Annotated in this window: 14 protein-coding genes and 1 pseudogene; 11 read left to right on the top strand and 4 right to left on the bottom strand. The window is 62.3% G+C overall.

The features are described 5' to 3' along the window. Nucleotides 1-36: 36 nt before the first annotated feature. The 6 genes from ACN9M1_RS07270 to ACN9M1_RS07295 all read left to right on the top strand — a co-directional run bounded on the left by ACN9M1_RS07270 (nucleotide 37) and on the right by ACN9M1_RS07295 (nucleotide 7,034). Entirely contained in the window at nucleotides 37-1,665 is a 1,629-nt protein-coding gene (locus ACN9M1_RS07270) for a 3-(methylthio)propionyl-CoA ligase (RefSeq protein ID WP_426398822.1), read from the top strand. Nucleotides 1,666-1,891: 226 nt separating this feature from the next. After that, entirely contained in the window at nucleotides 1,892-3,148 is a 1,257-nt protein-coding gene (locus tag ACN9M1_RS07275) for a branched-chain amino acid ABC transporter substrate-binding protein (RefSeq protein WP_426398541.1), read from the top strand. 123 nt (nucleotides 3,149-3,271) lie between these two features. Then, nucleotides 3,272-4,219, top strand: coding sequence for a branched-chain amino acid ABC transporter permease (locus ACN9M1_RS07280; protein WP_426398542.1), 948 nt, complete (start codon nucleotides 3,272-3,274; stop codon nucleotides 4,217-4,219). Next, nucleotides 4,220-5,542, top strand: a complete 1,323-nt coding sequence (locus ACN9M1_RS07285; protein ID WP_426398543.1) for a branched-chain amino acid ABC transporter permease — start codon at nucleotides 4,220-4,222, stop codon at nucleotides 5,540-5,542. Beyond that, on the top strand, nucleotides 5,539-6,315 hold the full coding sequence (locus ACN9M1_RS07290) for an ABC transporter ATP-binding protein (protein WP_426398544.1): 777 nt from the start codon (nucleotides 5,539-5,541) through the stop codon (nucleotides 6,313-6,315). Before ACN9M1_RS07285 ends, ACN9M1_RS07290 begins: the two co-directional genes overlap by 4 nt. Continuing rightward, nucleotides 6,315-7,034 (top strand): ABC transporter ATP-binding protein, encoded by a 720-nt coding sequence (locus ACN9M1_RS07295; protein WP_426398545.1) that lies wholly within the window; start codon nucleotides 6,315-6,317, stop codon nucleotides 7,032-7,034. Before ACN9M1_RS07290 ends, ACN9M1_RS07295 begins: the two co-directional genes overlap by 1 nt. Before the next feature lie 53 nt (nucleotides 7,035-7,087). Here ACN9M1_RS07295 and ACN9M1_RS07300 read toward each other — a convergent pair whose 3' ends face one another. Beyond that, on the bottom strand, nucleotides 7,088-8,458 hold the full coding sequence (locus tag ACN9M1_RS07300; RefSeq protein WP_426398546.1) for a hypothetical protein: 1,371 nt from the start codon (nucleotides 8,456-8,458) through the stop codon (nucleotides 7,088-7,090). 291 nt (nucleotides 8,459-8,749) lie between these two features. On the opposite strand from ACN9M1_RS07300, the pseudogene ACN9M1_RS07305 reads away from it, so the two are divergent. Then, a pseudogene (locus ACN9M1_RS07305) lies at nucleotides 8,750-8,911 on the top strand (SGNH/GDSL hydrolase family protein); the annotation flags it as partial. Nucleotides 8,912-8,991: 80 nt separating this feature from the next. On the opposite strand, the gene ACN9M1_RS07310 reads toward ACN9M1_RS07305, so the two are convergent. The 3 genes from ACN9M1_RS07310 to ACN9M1_RS07320 form a co-directional block, all read right to left on the bottom strand. Then, nucleotides 8,992-9,408: a hypothetical protein gene (locus ACN9M1_RS07310; protein ID WP_426398919.1), complete on the bottom strand. Its 417-nt coding sequence runs from the start codon at nucleotides 9,406-9,408 to the stop codon at nucleotides 8,992-8,994. 93 nt (nucleotides 9,409-9,501) lie between these two features. Continuing rightward, nucleotides 9,502-11,046 carry an amino acid permease gene (locus tag ACN9M1_RS07315; protein ID WP_426398547.1) on the bottom strand — a complete coding sequence of 515 codons (1,545 nt, stop codon included), beginning with the start codon at nucleotides 11,044-11,046 and terminating at the stop codon, nucleotides 9,502-9,504. Nucleotides 11,047-11,134: 88 nt separating this feature from the next. Beyond that, nucleotides 11,135-12,676 (bottom strand): amino acid permease, encoded by a 1,542-nt coding sequence (locus ACN9M1_RS07320; protein ID WP_426398548.1) that lies wholly within the window; start codon nucleotides 12,674-12,676, stop codon nucleotides 11,135-11,137. 367 nt (nucleotides 12,677-13,043) lie between these two features. Here ACN9M1_RS07320 and ACN9M1_RS07325 point away from each other — a divergent pair, with 367 nt between their 5' ends. The 4 genes from ACN9M1_RS07325 to ACN9M1_RS07340 all read left to right on the top strand — a co-directional run bounded on the left by ACN9M1_RS07325 (nucleotide 13,044) and on the right by ACN9M1_RS07340 (nucleotide 19,208). Then, nucleotides 13,044-15,125: a 3-hydroxyacyl-CoA dehydrogenase NAD-binding domain-containing protein gene (locus tag ACN9M1_RS07325; protein ID WP_426398549.1), complete on the top strand. Its 2,082-nt coding sequence runs from the start codon at nucleotides 13,044-13,046 to the stop codon at nucleotides 15,123-15,125. Nucleotides 15,126-15,150: 25 nt separating this feature from the next. After that, nucleotides 15,151-15,783 carry a bifunctional nicotinamidase/pyrazinamidase gene (pncA, locus tag ACN9M1_RS07330; protein WP_426398550.1) on the top strand — a complete coding sequence of 211 codons (633 nt, stop codon included), beginning with the start codon at nucleotides 15,151-15,153 and terminating at the stop codon, nucleotides 15,781-15,783. Between the two features lie 57 nt (nucleotides 15,784-15,840). Then, on the top strand, nucleotides 15,841-17,019 hold the full coding sequence (locus ACN9M1_RS07335; RefSeq protein WP_426398551.1) for an acetyl-CoA C-acyltransferase: 1,179 nt from the start codon (nucleotides 15,841-15,843) through the stop codon (nucleotides 17,017-17,019). A gap of 320 nt (nucleotides 17,020-17,339) precedes the next feature. Further along, on the top strand, nucleotides 17,340-19,208 hold the full coding sequence (locus tag ACN9M1_RS07340) for an acyl-CoA dehydrogenase (RefSeq protein WP_426398552.1): 1,869 nt from the start codon (nucleotides 17,340-17,342) through the stop codon (nucleotides 19,206-19,208). The last annotated feature ends 12 nt before the right edge of the window (nucleotides 19,209-19,220 follow it).

Consider the following 19,220-nt stretch of genomic DNA (forward strand, 5'->3'; position numbering starts at 1 on the left):
GTTGTTCAGTTTTTTCTAGGAGACACGATGGCCCCCTTGCCCCTGATGGGACAAATGATGAGCACGCCGTTGCTTATCTCGACCATCATCGAACATGCCGCGCGTAATTCCGGTTCGACTGAAGTTGTGTCGCGCCGCGTGGAAGGCGATATCCATCGCACCACGTACCGGCAAGTGCGAGACCGTTCCAAGCAACTGGCCAACGCGTTGGCCGCGCTGGGCGTGCAGCCCGGCGAGCGCATTGGCACGCTGGCCTGGAATGGCTACCGCCACCTAGAGATCTATTACGGCGTCTCTGGCTCGGGTTCGGTGTGCCACACCATCAACCCACGGCTGTTTCCGGATCAGATCGCCTACATCGTCAATCACGCTGACGACCAGTACGTCTTCTTCGACCTGACGTTCGTGCCGCTCATCGAGGGCATCGCGCCGCATTGCCCGAACGTGAAGGGCTGGGTGGCGATGACCGACCGCGCACACATGCCCACCTCCAGCGTGCCGATGCTTTGCTACGAAGAACTGCTGGACGCGCAGAGCGCCGAGTACACCTGGCCGCAGTTCGACGAGAACACCGCGTCCAGCCTGTGCTACACGTCAGGCACGACGGGCAACCCGAAAGGCGCGCTGTATTCGCATCGCTCCACGGTGCTGCATTCATACGCGTCTGCCATGCCGGATGCGTTGGGGTGCTCGGCGCAGGACGTGATCCTGCCCGTGGTGCCGATGTTCCATGTGAACGCATGGGGCCTGCCGTATTCAGTGCCGCTAGTGGGCGCCAAGCTGGTCTTTCCGGGCCCGAAGCTCGATGGTGCGTCGCTCTACGAACTGTTCGAGCAGGAGAAGGTGAGCTTCTCCGCAGGTGTGCCGACCGTGTGGCTTGGCCTGCTGCAGCACGTGCAGGCTAATAACCTGAAGGTTTCGACGTTCCGCAAGACTGTCATCGGCGGGTCGGCTGCGCCGCCGGCCATGATCCGCACGCTCAAGGAACTCGGCGTCGAGACCATCCACGCCTGGGGCATGACGGAAATGTCACCGCTGGGCACAACGTGCAAGCTGATGAGCAAGCATGCCGATTTGCCGGAGGAATCCAAGCAGCACGTGCTGGAACGTCAGGGTCGTGCCATCTACGGTGTCGAAATGAAGATCGTCGATGCCGAAGGCCACGAGTTGCCGTGGGACGGCAAAGCCTTCGGCGACCTCTACGTGCGCGGGCCGTGGACCATCCAGAGCTACTACCGCAACGACATCTCGCCGCTGGTGGACGGCTGGTTCCCAACCGGGGACGTGGCCAACATCGACCCCGACGGCTACATGCAGATCACCGACCGCAGCAAGGATGTGATCAAGTCCGGCGGCGAATGGATCTCGTCCATTGACGTGGAGAACGTGGCCGCCGCGCACCCCGCTGTGCATATGGCCGCCTGCATTTCGTGCCATCACCCGAAGTGGGATGAGCGCCCGCTGCTGGTGGTGATGAAGAAACCCGGCATGGAACTCACGCGCGAGGAGATGCAGAAATTTTTTGAAGGCAAGATCGCCAAGTGGTGGATTCCGGATGACGTGGTGTTCGTGACCGAGATTCCGCTGACGGCGACGGGGAAGATGCAGAAGCTGAAGTTGCGCGAGCAGTTCAAGGACTACCAGTTCCCGTCCGCGCAGGCTTAACGACAAACATAAGGACAAAACAGAAACCGCCGCGCGTGCACTGACAAAAAGCCAGGCATGAGGATGGCGGGCGTAAGACAACCGGATCAGGGTCGGCTGCCGCGCGATGAAGCGGTGGGATGAAGCCCGGACGCGTTGCAACCTGGAGACGCCAACAGCCGACATGCCCGCCCGTGGCATGCGGGCGAGTGACTCGTCGGCGCTCCACCACATGAAGGAGACACGCATGACGAAGTTCCGTCCGTTGGTTGTGGCTGTTGCATGTGTCGCGGCAATCGGTGGGGCAGCGTTGCCCACCGCAGCGTCCGCCGCCGAAACCGTCAAGATCGCCTGGATCGACCCGCTGTCGGGCCTGATGGGCGCGCTGGGCCAGAACCAGTTGCGCAGCTGGCAGTACATCGCCGATCTCGCCACGCAGAAGAACTGGGCCGGTGACGGCACCAAGTTCGAAGTGGTGGGCTTCGACAACAAGCTCTCGCCGCAGGAAAGCCTGACCGCGCTCAAGCAGATCACCGATCAGGGCATCCGCTACGTCGCCCAGGGCGATGGTTCCAGCGTAGGCATGGCGCTGCAAGACGCCGTGGCCAAGTACAACGAGCGCAATCCAGGCAAGGAAATCGTCTACCTGAACTACGCGGCGGTTGACCCGGACATGACCAACAGCAAGTGCAACTACTGGCACTTCCGCCTGGACGCCAACTCCGACATGAAGATGGAAGCCCTGACCAGCTTCCTGGCGAAGGATCCGAAGGTCAAGAAGGTCTACCTGATCAATCAGAACTACTCGTTCGGTCACCAGGTGGCGCGTGCGGCCAAGGAATACCTCAAGCGCAAGCGCCCCGACATCGAGATCGTGGGCGAAGACCTGCACCCGCTCGCACAGGTGAAGGACTTCTCGCCGTATGTCTCGAAGATCAAATCGTCGGGCGCGGACACCATCATCACCGGCAACTGGGGCAGTGACCTGGCACTGCTGATCAAAGCCGGCAAGGACGCGGGCCTGAACGCCAACTTCTATACCTACTACGCGGCCACTACCGGCGTGCCGACCGCCATGGGCGCGGCGGGTGCCGACCACGTCAAGTTTGTCGCCTACTGGAACGTCAACAACGACGGCTACAAGGGCGCCGACATCGTCGAGGGCTACAAGAAGAAGTACAACGACGACTACTACCTCATGGCGTCGTACACCGGCATCGCCATGCTGGCCAAGGCCATCAAACAGACGAAGTCGGCGGAACCTGCCAAGGTTGCCAAGGCCTTCGAAGGCATGAAGGTCGACAGCCTGAACGGCACCTTCGAGATGCGCGCGTCTGACCACCAGGGCCAGCAGCCGCTCTACATCGCCACCTGGGAAAAGACCAACGGCAAGAACGTCAAGTACGACCAGGAAAACACCGGCTACGGCTGGAAGACCGACGCGGTGCTTGATCAGTTCGTCGCGTCGCAGCCGACCTCCTGCCAGATGAAGCGCCCGCAATAACGCGGTAGGCGGTGTGCCGAAGGGCCGCCCGATGCTATCGTGCGGCGATGTTTTAAACGAGGAAAGGCATGGGCCGGTGCGCCGAGTCCATGCCTTTCCCGAATCTGCTGGAAAGGCTGTAGCGTGGAATTCCTAGTCATCAATCTCTTGAACGGCATCAGCTACGGGCTGCTGCTGTTCATGCTGTCTTCGGGCCTCACGCTGATCTTCAGCATGATGGGCGTTCTCAACTTTGCGCATGCCAGCTTCTACATGCTGGGCGCGTATTTCGCCTATGTTGTCAGCGGCCATCTGGGCTTCTGGGCGGCGCTGATCGTCGCACCGCTGCTGGTGGGGGCATTGGGCGCGGTGGTCGAGCGTTTCGGCCTGCGCACGGTGCACCGCTATGGCCACGTCGCCGAGCTGCTGTTCACCTTTGGCCTGGCCTATCTCATTGAAGAAGGCGTGAAGCTGGTGTGGGGTCTGCCGGCTGTGCCATATCGCGTGCCGGACGCGCTGGACGGTCCGCTCTTCACGCTGTTCACGTCGTCGTTCCCCAAGTACCGGGCGTTCATGATGCTGGTGTCACTGCTGATGCTGGTGGGCATCTTTCTGCTGCTCACGCGCACCCGCATCGGGCTCGTCATCCAGGCGGCACTCACGCATCCGGACATGGTGGAAGCGCTCGGCCACAACGTGCCGCGCGTGTTCATGCTGGTGTTCGGCGGCGGGTGCGCGCTGGCCGGGCTGGCGGGTGTGATCGGCGGCAATGCCTTTGTGACCGAACCGTCCATGGCGGCGGCGGTCGGCTCCATCGTCTTCGTGGTGGCGGTGGTGGGCGGCATGGGGTCGCTGGTGGGCGCGTTCATCGCGTCGCTGCTGATCGGGTGCATTCAGACCTTTGCCGTCACGCTGGATATTTCGGTGACGAGTCTTCTGACCAAGATCGGCGTCACGCTCAATGCGGACGTGCCGCTCATCTCGGTCTGGAACCTCACGATTGCGCAAGTCGCACCGGTGCTGCCGTATCTGCTGCTGGTGCTGATGCTGATCTTCCGCCCGCGCGGGCTGATGGGTACGCGGGAGAGCTAAATGGAACGAGTCATGTCGCAACAACAAGCGGTGCCTGCCAACGATCGTGCGCGGACGATGCGGTTCAAGCCCGTCAACCTCGCACGCTGGCTGATCTGGGGCACCACCGCACTGGTGATGATCGTGCTGCCGCTCATCTGGTCGCAGGGTTTTGCGATCACGCTGCTCTCGCAGATGGGCATCATGATCATCTTCGCGCTGTCGTACAACATGCTGCTGGGGCAGTCCGGCATGCTGTCGTTCGGGCACGCCGTCTATTCGGGCCTGGGTGCCTTCATGGCGGTGCATGCGCTCAACAAGATCGGTGCCATGCAAGCGCTTGGTATCGTTGGGCCGCTGGCCGTGGCGCTGTTGCCCATTGCAGGCGGCCTGGGCGGCGCGCTGTTCGGCGTGATCTTCGGCTACGTCACCACCAAGAAATCCGGCACCACGTTTGCCATGATCACGCTCGGTATCGGCGAAATGGTCTTCGCCAGCGCGCTGATGTTCCCGGATTTCTTCGGCGGCGAGGGCGGTGTCTCCACCAACCGCAGCATCGGCGATGCATTGGCCGGCGTCACCTTCGGGCCGGCGCGCCAGGTGTATTACCTGATCGCCGCGTGGTGCCTGATCTCGATGGCGCTGATGTACGCCTGGACGCAAACGCCGCTGGGCCGCATCGCCAACGCCGTGCGCGACAACCCAGAGCGCGTGGAATTCATCGGCTACAACACGCAGCGTGTGCGGTATCTGGTGGTGATCCTGTCGGCGTTCTTTGCAGGTATTGCAGGGGCGTTGTCGTGCATCAACTTCGAGATCGTGACGGCGGAGAACGTGTCGGCCGTGCGCTCGGGCTCGGTGCTGCTGGCGGCCTTCATTGGCGGCATGGGCAGCTTTTTCGGGCCGATCATCGGCGCGGTGTTGACGGTGTTCTTTACCGTGGCGCTGTCCGGCATCACCAAGGCATGGCTGCTGTATCTGGGCCTCTTCTTCGTGCTGATGGTCATGTATGCACCGGGCGGCATCGCCAGCCTGTTGGTAATGCATCTGCCGATCGTGCGGCGCGGCAAGCTGAAGACGTTGCTGCCGGCCTACGGCGTAGCGATCGTGCCGGCAATTATCTTGCTGGTGGCGCTGATCTCGACCGTGGAAATGATCTACGCGGTGCAGGACGACAGCTCCGGCGGCGTGGCCACGCTGTTCGGTCTGGCCGTCGAACCGAACACCTGGAAGCCGTGGGTCGCCGCCGCCGTGTTGTGGCTGGTGGGCGCTTTCGGATTGCGTGCCGCCGCGGGCAAGCTGCGCGCCGCCTGGGACAACGCATTGCAGGAACCGCAACCATGAGCCAACCGACCGCAGCACTGGAGTTGCGTGACGTACGCAAACGCTTTGGCGCGACGGAAATCATCCGAGGCGTCAACCTCACCATTGGCAAGGGCGAGCGCCATGCGCTCATCGGGCCGAACGGCGCCGGCAAGTCGACCACGTTCAACCTGATTTCTGGCCGCTTTCCGGCGAGTTCAGGCAGCGTGAAGCTGAATGGGGAAGAGATCAGCGGCCTGGCGCCGTACGAGATCAACCGCAAGGGCCTGTCGCGCAGCTTCCAGATCACCAACATCTTCCATCGGCTGTCGGTGTTCGAGAACCTGCGTTGCGCGGTGCTCTGGTCGCTCGGCTACAAGTATTCGTTCTGGCACAAGCTGGCCGAGCTGCGCGATGCACGTGAACGCGCGGAGGAGGTGCTTGAGCAGATCGGCATGACGCACCGGCGTGATGCCGCCGCGGGCCTGCTCACCTATGCAGAGCAGCGCGCGCTGGAGATCGGCATCACCATCGCGGGTGGTGCCGATGTGATCCTGCTGGACGAGCCGACGGCTGGCATGAGCCGGTCTGAGTCTGACCACGCCGTGGACCTCATCCGCAAGGTCACCGTGGGCAAGACGCTGGTGATGGTCGAGCACGACATGAGCGTGGTGTTCGGCCTCGCCGACCGCATCTCGGTGCTGGTCTACGGCGAGGTGATCGCCACCGACACGCCCGAAGCCATTCGCAACAACCGTCGCGTGAAGGAGGCCTACCTGGGCACCACGCTGGATGAACCCGCAGGAGCGCATTGATGGCAACGAATACTCCAATGCTGGAGGTGCGCGGCCTGCACGCGTACTACGGCAAGAGCCACATCCTGCACGGCGTTGACATGCACGTGGGCGAGGGCGAGATCGTCGCGCTGCTGGGGCGCAACGGGGTGGGGCGTTCGACGCTGGCCAAGTCCATCATGGGCATGGTCAGGCACGAAGGCGAAATCCTGCTGCGTGGCAAGAACGTGAGTGGCCTGCGCACCTTCGAGGTGGCCCACAAGGGCATCGGCTATGTGCCCGAGAACCGCGACATCTTCCCCACGCTGACGGTGCGCCAGAACTTGCTGCTGGGTGAAAAGCGCAACCCCAATAGCCCGAAGCCGCGCTGGCAGGTCGAAGACATGTACCAGATGTTTCCGCGCCTGAAGGAGCGTGAGAACACCGCGGCCGGTGTGCTCTCTGGTGGCGAACAGCAGATGCTGACGCTGTGCCGCACACTGATGGGTGACCCGGATTTCATCATCATCGACGAGCCGACCGAAGGCCTAGCGCCATTGATCGTCACGCTGGTGGGCGAATACCTGAAGACGCTCAAGGAGCGGGGGATTTCCGTGCTTCTGGTGGAGCAGAAGCTCGCCATCGCGCTGGACATCTCACAGCGGGTGTATGTGATGGGGCACGGGCAGATTGTGTTTGAAGGCACGCCCGCGGAGCTGAAGGCCGATGCGAAGGTTCGGCAGGAGTGGTTGGAAGTGTGATGGCGATCAGAGCAGAGGGGCGCCAACGCACCCCTCTGACTCATGCTTCATGCTTAGAACGCTGCCACGCCACCCGACGTCAGATACTGACCGAAGAGGCGCGCAAACTGGCCTCCATCCGTGTTGATGTTCGTCGAATACGTACCGCCGCCGCCAAACACAATGGCAAAGGTATGCATGCCGCCGTACTCCCACGTGTTGCGCAACATGTAGTCAACGTGGTTGTCCCGGAAGTGGTTCGGCGTGCCGCCGGGTGTGTCGGATGCCACGCCCAACGGCGTTTGCCACCAAAGAATCGGAAGCCCATTGCCCAGCGCGTCGCGATAGGCTGAGTAGGAGTTCTGCTGTTGGTGGAAATTGGGCGTGTTGACGTTGTTCTCGTCCAGGTAGAACGGACCCGTGCGGCCCTTGCACTCATCCAGCTGCGCGAGTTCGAGGCAGCCGGCATCCCGGTCGCTCGTCTGCGCAACGATGAAGTCGGCCCGATCCGCGCCAACGAGCTGCATTTGCTTTGCAAATACGTCTGGCGTGGCATTCCAGAATGCCGGGGGAAAGCCAATCAGTGCCTTGGGCGCATGCCAACGCGCCATCGACACCAGGCAACTGCCGATGTTGGCGGCGGTGTTCGCCATCCAGCTGCATTCCGGCTGGTTATTGATCACGGCAGGCATTTGAGTCATGTCGTGGTTGGGCGCCTGCGCGTAGACGTAAGGCCAGAAGTCCGGCTCCAGGTTGACGAGCACCGCGGTATCCAGCTCGTTAATGCGGTCATACATCGTCCGCGCCTGCGACCAGTAGTCATTCATGAAGCTCGGATCGTTGATGCCACTCAGGTTACTGTCGCCCCGCTGGGCCATCCCGTAAAGCGTGAACATCGGGGTCGCGCCATAGCTGATGGCATTTTTGGCCTGATAGGTAACGTACGCACCGGTCGGGCTGTTCCACGAAGGCCAGGCGCCTGAGCCAACGCCGACGAGGTAAACGTCGACAATGTCAGGACGAATGCCCTGGGCCTTCATATCGTCGATCGATTGCCCCGAACCCAAGCCGATCTGTACGCGCCCCGTTCTGCCCATCTTGCTGAGAATCGCCGCGGCGGAGTTGGTGTCCGTACCCATGACCCGCTTGGCGTCGCCAGAGCCGGTGCCCGTTTGTGCCGAGCCTGATGCGCTGCTGCTTTGCGTAGTTGCGTTGCCTGTGGATGCGTCATCGCTTCCGCCGCCGCAGCCGAACAACGCGAGTGAAATCAACGCTGCGGCAATATACCCGCGCGAGAATCGATGGTGATGGCCATCTGATTTGGCAGTGCAACGAATTTCCGGCGCATTGCTCCAATCACTTCCTTTTTTCATTATCCCGACCTCCTCAGTTTCATTGAGACATGCGTGCGGCGGCGCACGGCTTCCGGCTTGTAAATTCTTCACGCAGACTCGGCAAGGCGATATCTGTTCAACCCGGAAAGCGCACCGTGCAGGCATCCGCGGGGGAAAGCTTAAACGCACCCGCGCGAATTGGAATGGGACGTGAGGTTATTTGAATGTCCCGGGAGGCGAGTAGGAGAGAAATATTGATTTTCTTTTTTATGTCACTGAAATAAATCGCCGTCGGATTATCTCGGTGGCGCCGGCCGGCCGGGGCAGTGGCATGCAGTGCAGATCCTCGTGCGCAGCCACGCGCGCGGCATCAAGGTGATGGGCAGCACGCTGACACCGTCCATGGGGTTGAAAGTGCCGTACCCGAACTACTGGTCGCCGCAGAAAGAAGCGACGCGTCAGGCAGTGAACCAGTGGATTCGCACGAGCGGTGCGTTTGATGCGGTAGTGGATTTCGATGTCGCGCTGCGTGATCCAGCCAGCCCGCAAAGCCTGCTGCAGGCACTCGACGGCGGGGATTGCCTGCACCCCGATGATGCGGGATATGCCGCGATGGCCAATGCGGGAGCGATGCCGCGCCAGCCTTACTGTTTGATGTATCGGAGCCGCTCGCGCTCGCCATCGACGAGCGCGCCATCTTCACGCAGGACGAGCATCTTGTGCAGCGGCGAACAATTGACGGACTCTGGCAGGGCCAGATCGATGCGGATGGACCGTGCGGCCAGATCGAGCTTTGCGATGTCCACGGCGTGCCAGCGCTCGCCAGAGGGCAGTGGCAAGAACACAGCCAGCGCCTTTAACGCGCCCGGCGCGATGGGTGCCGCAATGTCGTAGCGCTCTTTCGAATCGGACTCTGCCGAGTCGGCTCTCTTAAGGGGCTCACCAGCGTAGTCAGCTTCCGCTGACGACATCGCTACTTGTACCTTTACCGGGCGCTTCCCGGCGTAGACACGAACGGTGAGCAGATGAGCCGGGGCGCTCGCCTGCGTTTGTGCGCGCACGCTCTCAATGATGGAGAGCGGTTCGATGGGCAGCGTATCGAGATAGACGTGCTTGCCATCAATGCGCCATGCACCTTGTAGGTAATGCTTTGATCATGTTTCCGAATGGCACGCCGTCTGCGAGGCTGGAGGGGCAACCTTGGTTGGGGATGCTGCATCGTGCTTCAGATGCTCTGTGCTGAACTGCATATCGGCATACCGCACAAACCGCGTCTTGAACTTCCAGCGGTATCCCAGCCAGATCGCCACGAACAGGAACACCCCGCAATACGTGGCGACGAAGGGGCCAAAGTTATCGATGGGCGCAAACAGCGCCGTGGTGTTCTGCCCAAGAATGATCACCACACACAGGATCGCCACCATGATCGGCCCGAACGGGAAGAACGGCGACCGATAGGCCAGTTGATTCACCGAATGCCCCTGGCTCACGAACCCCTTGCGGAAGCGGTAGTGCGCCAGCGCAATACCAAACCACGCAATGAAGCACGTCACCGCAGACGTATTCAGCAGCCACAGGTACACCACCTGATCGCCAAACAGCGAGCTGAAGAAGCACAGCGCGCCCACGGCAGAGGTGGCCAGCAGCGCGCGGTGCGGCACGCCATTGGCCGACACCTTGGCAAACCAGCGCGGCGCCTGCTTTTCGAGCGCCAGGTCATACAGAATCCGCGTCGACACATACAGGCTCGACGTGCCGGACGACAGCAGCGCGGTCAGCACCACCGCATTCATCATCCCCGCGGCAAACGCAAGGCCGGCGTGCTGAAACACCAAGGCGAACGGGCTCACGGCAACGTCTGTCGCCTCGTTACGCAGCAGGCTCGGATCGGTGTACGGCAGCAGCACGCCGATGATCAGGATCGCCAGCACGTAGAACAGCAGGATGCGCCAGAACGTCTGACGGATGGCGCGCGGGATCGTGCGGGAGGGGTTCTCTGCCTCGCCGGCGGCCACGCCGATGGTCTCAACGCCCTGGAACGAGAACCCGGCAATCATCGCCACGCCCACCATGGCCGGGAGCCCGCCAACGAATGGCGCCTCACCGATGGAGAAGTTGTGCCAGCCCGACGATGGACCGCCGTGCATGATGCCGAAGATCATCGCCAGGCCGATGATCAGGAACACGACGATGGTCACCACCTTGATCATCGAAAACCAATATTCCGCTTCGCCAAAGCCGCGCACCGAGACGGCGTTGAGGCCAAACATGAGCAGCAGGAACGCAGCACTCCACACCATGCCTGACACGCCCGGGAACCAGTACTTCATCACCAGTTGCGCCGCCGCCAGTTCCACGGCCACCGACACCGCCAGCGCAAACCAGTAGTTCCAGCCCAGCGCAAAGCCAAAGCCTTCTTCGACATACAGCCGGCTATAGGTGACGAACGAACCGGAGACCGGCAGATGCACTGCCAGCTCGCCCAGGCTCGTCATCAGGCTGTAGACCATCGCACCAAGCAGCACATACGTCAGCAGCGCGCCGCCAGGGCCGGCTTGCGCAATGGATGCGCCGGATGCGACGAACAGCCCCGTGCCGATGGCGCCGCCCAGGGCGATCATCATCAGATGGCGCGAGCGCAGGCGTCGGCGTAGTTCGGATTGGGCTTCGAGGCCAGTCGGGGTAATCGGTGTGTGCATAGCGGCGAATGGTGCCAAAGCGGCCAGGGTGGGGCGCGCAAATGAAAACGCCCGCCGAATGCGAAGCAAACGGCAGGCGGGGCAAGTGTTATTGCTGCGTGTGGGCGGCGACGGTCGGCAGTTCGGGGCCAGGGTCCTGGCCGGCCAGCGGATCGCGCACCACGGGCGGCCGCGGGAAGTGCATGTCGTGGTAACGGACAATGCCGCCGCCCCGCACCAGCCGGTAGCCAATCCAGATCAGGAAGAAGACCGGGATACCGATGTAGGTGGCGATCACCGCGGGCCAGTCGATCGTGCCGCTGGTGAACGCCTGGTAGTTCTGGCCGAGCGTGATGACCAGGCACAGCCCGAACGCGAACAGCGGACCGTACGGGAAGAACTTCGATCGATACGGCAACTGCGCCGGATCATGCCCCTGCGCCACCAGCCCCTTGCGGAAGCGGTAGTGGCTGATGGCAATGCCCAGCCACGCCACAAAGCCGGTCATGCCCGAGGTGTTCAGCAGCCATAGGTAGACCGTCTTGTCGCCATACAGCGAGCTGAGGAAACACAGCGCGCCCACAGCCGTCGTGGCCAGCAGCGCATTGCGCGGCACGCCGTTCTTGGTGAGTTGGGCAAAGATGCGCGGTGCCCGGCCTTCGGTCGCCAGGTTGTAGAGCATGCGCGTGGACGCATACATCCCCGAGTTACCCGCCGACAGCACGGCCGTCAGGATCACCGCATTCATCAGCCCGGCCGCAAACGCCAGGCCGGCATGTTTGAACACCAGCGTAAACGGGCTCACGCCAATGTTGGTGACTTCGGTCGAGAGCAGGTTCGGATCGGTGTACGGCACCAGCACACCGATGATGAAGATTGCCAGCACATAGAACAGCAGAATCCGCCAGAACACCTGCTTGACCGCACGCGGAATCGTGCGCGCCGGATCGGCGGATTCCCCTGCGGCCACGCCGATCAGCTCTGTCCCCTGGAACGAGAACCCCGCGATCATCGCCACGCCGATCATCGCCGGTAGCCCGCCCACGAACGGCGCATCGCCCAGCGTCAGATTCTGCAAGCCCGATTGCGGACCGCCCTTCATGATCCCGAAGATCATCGCCAGGCCAATGCCGATGAAAAGGATGACGGTGACGACCTTGATGAGCGCGAACCAGTATTCCGCCTCGCCAAAGCCGCGTACCGAGATGGCGTTGAGCAGGAACATGATGAGGAGGAAGACCGCACTCCACAGCACGCCCGGCACATCGGGGAACCAGTAATGCATGACGAGCTGCGCGGCGGCTAATTCCACGGCAATCGTCACCGCCCAGTTGTACCAATAGTTCCAGCCCAGCGCGAAGCCGAAACCCTCGTCGACGTACAACGCGCCGTAGGTGGCGAACGAGCCGGAGACGGGCATGTAAGCAGCAAGCTCGCCCAGACTCGTCATCAGGAAATAGACCATCGCCCCGATCAGGATGTAGGCGGCCAGTGCGCCGCCGGGGCCTGCCTGCGAGACCGATGCGCCCGAGGCCACGAAGAGCCCCGTGCCGATCGATCCGCCAATGGCGATCATGGTGAGGTGGCGCGCGCGCAAGGTGCGGCGCAAGCCCGGCGTCTCTGCGGACGGGGTGGCGTGTTTTTCTGACATGAATACAGAGTGGACGATTTTGCTCGGATCGCGAGCTCAATCGACTAATGTGACGAGACGTTCCCGCGCCTGATGGGCGCCAAGCTCGTCCCGAGCGACGAAATGCGCGACTCTATCAAAACCGTCACGGAGCGGGCAAAAAATTGACGCTTCCGTCACCGCGTTCGAACGGGCGCGTGGTGGCAACATCGCCCGCCGGACGGCGCCGCGCAGCGGAAAAATAGAAATTGAACGACCGTGCTTTTTTGTGTATTCTGTGTCGAGTCGCGGCCTTACCGCGCGTTAAAAAAACGATACTCAAGAGACAGTTCAACCGCGAGGCACGGTGAGATTTACAACTGGCCCTCGCACCACCAAAGGAACCAGCATGACAGCGGAGTACAAGGTCCAGGACGGCGTTGCCGTCATCACGCTCAGCAACCCGCCGGTCAACGGCCTTGGCCACTCCACGCGCCTGGGTATTGTCGAAGGCATGGTCAAGGCTGGCGACGACGCCAACGTCAAGGCCATCGTGATCACCGGCGCTGGCAAAGCCTTCTCGGGCGGCGCTGATATCCGCGAGTTCAACACCCCCAAGGCAAGCCAGGAGCCGTCGCTGCATTCCGTCATCAAGGCGGTGGAGTCGAGCAGCAAGCCAGTCGTGGCGGCCATCCATTCGGTGGCGATGGGCGGTGGGCTGGAACTGGCGATGGGTTGTCACTACCGTGTGGCCGCGCCGGGCGCGCAGATCGCACTGCCGGAAGTGAAGCTGGGCATCCTGCCGGGCGCGGGCGGTACGCAACGTCTGCCGCGTGCAATCGGCCTAGAGCCCGCTCTGAACATGATCGTCTCGGGCAACGCCATTCCGTCGGAAAAGCTGGCCAAGAGCGGCCTGTTCGATCAGATGATCGAAGGCGACCTGATGGCCGGCGCCATCGATTTCGCGCTGAAGGCTGCGGCTGAAGGCAAGCTGCCCAAGCTGCGCGATCGCAAGGTCGAGCACGACAACCCGCAAGGTTTCCTGCAATTCGCCCGAAATACCGTGGCCGCTGTCGCCAAGAACTTCCCGGCACCGGGCAAGTGCGTTGACGCGGTGCAGGCTGCCCTTGAAAAGCGCTTTGACGACGGCATCAAGTTCGAACGCGACTTGTTTATCGAACTGGTAAATACGTCCGAATCGCGCGCGCTGCGCCACGCCTTCTTCGGCGAGCGTGCTGCCAGCAAGATCCCCGATGTGCCGGAAGACACCCCGGTGCGTAAGGTGGAGAAGGTCGCCGTGATCGGCGCCGGCACCATGGGCGGTGGTATCTCCATGAACTTCCTGAACGCGGGCATTCCGGTGACGATGCTGGAGACCAAGCAGGAAGCGCTGGACCGCGGCGTTGCCACCATCCGCAAGAACTACGAGAACAGCGCCAAGAAGGGCAAGCTCACGCAAGAGAAGGTCGAGCAGCGCATGGCCCTGCTGACCCCGACGCTGTCGTACGACGACATCAAGGACGCCGACCTCGTCATCGAGGCTGTCTTTGAAGAAATGGGCGTGAAGGAAGTTGTGTTCAAGAAGCTGGACGAAGTGGTCAAGCAGGGCGCGATCCTGGCATCGAACACCTCCACGCTGGATGTGGACAAGATCGCCAGCTTCACCAAGCGCCCGCAAGACGTGGTCGGCATGCACTTCTTCAGCCCGGCCAACGTGATGAAGCTGCTGGAAGTGGTGCGCGGCAAGGAGACCGCCAATGATGTGCTGGCCACCGTCATGAAGCTGGCCAAGGCCATCAAGAAGACGGCCGTGGTTTCCGGCGTGTGCGATGGCTTCATCGGCAACCGCATGATCGAGCAATACAGCCGCCAGGCCGGCTACCTGCTGGACGAAGGCGCGCTGCCGGAGCAGGTCGACAAGGCCATCGAAAAGTTCGGCTTTGCGATGGGCCCGTTCCGCATGGGCGATCTGGCCGGTAACGACATCGGCTGGGCCATCCGCAAGCGCCGCGCCGTGGACAAACCGGACATCGTCTACTCCAAGACGGCTGATCTGTTGTGCGAGATGGGTCGCTTCGGCCAGAAGACCGGCGGCGGCTGGTACGACTACAAGCCGGGCGACCGCAAGCCGTACCCGAACCAGCAGGTCAACGACATGATCGTCCAGCACTCGAAGGATCTGGGCATCACGCGCCGCAAGATCTCGGATGAAGAGATCGTCGAACGCCTGGTGTTCGCGCTGGTCAACGAAGGCGCGAAGATCCTGGAAGAGGGCATTGCCTCCAAGGCGTCGGACATCGACATGGTCTATCTGACCGGCTACGGCTTCCCGCTGTTCCGCGGTGGCCCGATGCTCTACGCAGATACCGTCGGCCTGTACAACGTCGCGCAAGCCATGCACCGCTACAGCAAGGGCTATCACGGCGAGGCCTGGAAGCCGGCGCCGTTGCTGCAGAAGCTGGCCGATGAAGGTAAGGGTTTCAACGGCTGATCGACCAAGCGACTAAGCAACCGCCATGCAACTCACGCCCACCGATTGCCTGCTGATCATCGACGTGCAGAACGACTTTCTGCCCGGCGGTGCGCTGGCGGTGCCGGACGGCGACCAGGTCATCCCGGTCGTCAACCAGCTTGCCAAGGATTTCGGACGCGTGGTGCTGACGCAGGATTGGCATCCGAGCGAACACGTGTCGTTCGCAGCCAACCACGCCGGCACGCTGCCGTTCGGCACGATCGAGTTGCCGTACGGGCAGCAGGTGCTGTGGCCTACCCACTGCGTGCAGCACAGCACCGGTGCCGCGCTGGCCGATGGGCTGGACGTGCCGCATGCACAGTTGATTGTCCGCAAGGGCTATCACCCGCACATCGACAGCTATTCCGCGTTCTTTGAAGCGGATCGCAAGTCGCCGACCGGCCTGCTGGGCTACCTGCGCGAGCTTGGGATCAAGCGCGTGTTCTGCGTCGGGCTGGCCACGGACTTTTGCGTGGCGTGGTCGGCGCTGGATGCGCATGCTGCGGGGCTGGAAGTCGCCGTCATCGAGGATGCCTGCCGCGCGATTGACCTGAATGGGTCGCTCGCGCAGGCGTGGCAGCACATGAAGGACGCGGGCATCGCGCGGTTGCAGTCGCACGAAGTTCTGAACGGATAACAGAGATACCGGGCGCCGCTAGAGCCGCGCCCGCCACCAGATACGAGGAGCAACACCATGACCGAAGCAGTCATCGTTTCCACCGCACGTACCGGCCTGGCCAAGAGCTGGAAGGGCGCCTTCAACATGACGCACGGCGCCACGCTGGGCGGCCACGCAGTCCAGCACGCCATCGAGCGCGCCAAGATCGAGCCGGGCGAAGTGGAAGACATCCTGATGGGCTGCGCGAACCCGGAAGGCGCAACGGGCGCCAACATCGCCCGCCAGATCGCTCTGCGCGCCGGCTGCCCCGTGACCGTGCCGGGTGCGACCGTCAACCGTTTCTGCTCGTCAGGCCTGCAAACCATCGCCATGGCCGCGCAGCGCGTGATTGCCGATGAAGGCGACATCTTCGTGGCCGGTGGTGTGGAATCCATCTCGTGCGTGCAGCAAGAGATGAACCACCACATGCTGCAGGAAGGCTGGCTGCGCAAGCACAAGCCCGAGATCTACTGGAGCATGCTCCAGACCGCCGAGAACGTCGCCAACCGCTACAACATCAGCAAGGAGCGCCAGGACGAATACGGCGTGCAGAGCCAGCAGCGCGCCGCCGCAGCCGCTGCAGCCGGCAAGTTCAACGACGAAATCGTCCCGATGACCACGGTGATGGGCGTGGCCGATGCCAAGACCGGCCAGCTCATGACGCGCGAAGTCACGATCTCCGCCGACGAAGGTATCCGCGCGGATACAACGCTCGAAGGCGTGTCGAAGATCCGCACTGCCATGCCGGGTGGTGTGGTCACGGCAGGTAACGCCAGCCAGTTCTCCGACGGCGCATCCGCTGCCGTGGTGATGAATGGCAAAGTCGCCGCCGCCAAGGGTCTGCAGCCGCTGGGCGTGTTCCGTGGCTTTGCCGTGGCCGGTTGCGAGCCGGACGAAATGGGCATCGGCCCGGTGTTTGCCGTGCCCAAGCTGCTGAAGAAAGCCGGCCTGAAGGTCGATGACATCGGCCTGTGGGAACTGAACGAGGCATTCGCTGTGCAAGTGCTGTACTGCGCAGACAAGCTTGGCATCCCCATGGACCGCCTGAACGTCAACGGTGGCGCCATCGCCGTGGGCCACCCGTACGGTGTGTCGGGTGCACGCCTAGTCGGCCATGCGCTGATCGAAGGCAAGCGCCGCGGCGTCAAGTACGTGGTCGTCACCATGTGCATCGGCGGCGGCCAAGGCGCAGCCGGCCTGTTCGAGGTGCTCTAAAAAGACACAGGCTCCCACTCAAAACGGGAGCCTGATTTGTTTCTGCCAGAGCTGACCTCTGTGTCAGCGCATGCACCGAGACGGTTTGGCCGTTGCCGTTCCTGCCCTAGATGGCGCCTTGAATTTCTGTAAGCGGGCGGAAAAAAGAAGGACCGCTGTCTGAGCGCAGCGAGTTTCGGTCCTTCTCCGCCCGGTTACGGAAATTCAAGGAATCTTTCGCCATCTCGGGCGCGCCTTTCTTTGCTTACTTTCTTTGGCAAGACAAAGAAAGTGAGTCGGCCCCGGCAGGGGACGAAAACACAGGATGTACCAACAACATCATGTCCTCGAAACTGCTATCCCGCCGCGACCTGAGCTTCCTGCTCTACGAATGGCTCAACGTCGAGTCACTCACAAGCATTCCGCGTTACGCCGACCACTCCCGCGAAACCTTCGACGCCGCCCTCGACACCTGCGAGCGCATCGCAACGGACCTCTTCGCCCCACATAACAAAAAGAACGACCAGGAAGAGCCGCATTTTGACGGCACCACGGTCCACATCATCCCGGAAGTGAAGGTCGCACTGGACGCCTTCAACAAGGCCGGTCTGATGGCCGCAGGACAAGACTTCGAACGCGGCGGCATGCAACTGCCGACTGTGGTGGAGAAGGCCGGCTTCGGCTACTTCAAAGCTGCTAACGTCGGCACCAGCTCGTATCCGTTCCTCACCATCGGTAATGCGAACCTGCTGCTGGCGCACGGCACGCCCGCGCAGATCGAAACGTTCGTGCAGCCGGAGATGGAAGGCCGCTTCTACGGCACGATGTGCCTGTCGGAGCCGCAGGCCGGGTCGTCGCTGTCAGACATCGTCACACGCGCGGAATACGAAGGCGAATCGCCGCTCGGCGCGCAATACCGCCTGACCGGCAACAAGATGTGGATCTCTGCCGGCGAGCACGAACTGTCGGAGAACATCGTCCACCTCGTGCTGGCAAAGATTCCAGGGCCGGATGGCAAGCTGATCCCCGGTGTGAAGGGCATCTCGCTCTTCATCGTGCCCAAATTCCTCGTCAATGCAGATGGCTCGCTGGGCGAGCGCAATGACGTGGCGCTGGCCGGCCTGAACCACAAGATGGGCTATCGCGGCACGACCAACTGCCTGCTGAACTTTGGCGAAGGCACGCAGTTCCGTCCGAAAGGTGCAGATGGCCAGCCGCGCGCCGGCGCCATCGGTTACCTCGTTGGCGAGCCGCACAAGGGCCTCGCATGCATGTTCCACATGATGAACGAGGCGCGGATCGGTGTCGGCATGGGCGCGACGATGCTCGGCTACACGGGTTACTTGCACGCGGTGGATTACGCGCGCAACCGCCCGCAAGGTCGCCCGATCGGGCCGTCGGGCAAAGACGCCGCTTCCCCGCAAATCCGCATCGTTGATCACGCTGATGTACGCCGCATGTTGCTGGCGCAGAAGGCCTACGTGGAAGGCGCACTCGGCCTGAACCTGTATTGCGCCAAGCTCGTCGACGAAGAGCGCGGTGAGACGGATGCAACCAAGCGCGCCAAGCTCGGGCTGCTGCTCGACATCCTCACGCCGATTGCGAAGAGCTGGCCGTCGCAGTGGTGCCTGGAGGCCAACAGCCTGGCGATTCAGGTGCACGGCGGTTACGGCTACACGCGCGAATACAACGTCGAACAGTTCTACCGCGACAACCGCCTCAACCCGATCCACGAAGGCACGCACGGCATTCAGGGCCTGGACCTGCTCGGCCGCAAGGTCGTGATGCAGGACGGCGCCGCCTTTAACGCACTCGGCGAGCGTGTGCAGGCGACCGTTGGCCGTGCGCTGGAGACCGGCGATGAAACGCTGATCAGCTACGGCCGCGCACTCGGCATGGCGACGCAGAAGTTGGCCAAGGTCACGCAGACGCTGTGGGCAGCAGGTGACCCGCGTGTGACGCTGGCCAACGCATCGATCTATCTGGAAGCCTTCGGCCACGTCGTCGTCGCGTGGATCTGGCTGGAGCAGGCCTTGGCCGCCGCCAAGGCTCTGCCCAACGCACAGGGCGAAGACGCTGACTTTTACCGCGGCAAGCTGCAGGCCGCACGCTACTTCTTCCAGTGGGAACTGCCGAAGATTGACCCGCAGATCGTGCTGCTGGGCTCGCTCGACACGACCACGCTGGACATGCAGGACGCTTGGTTCTAACTAAGACAACGA

Origin of the sequence: Ralstonia sp. R-29 (assembly GCF_049913345.1) — a bacterium.
In the GTDB taxonomy this organism is placed as follows: Bacteria; Pseudomonadota; Gammaproteobacteria; order Burkholderiales; family Burkholderiaceae; genus Ralstonia.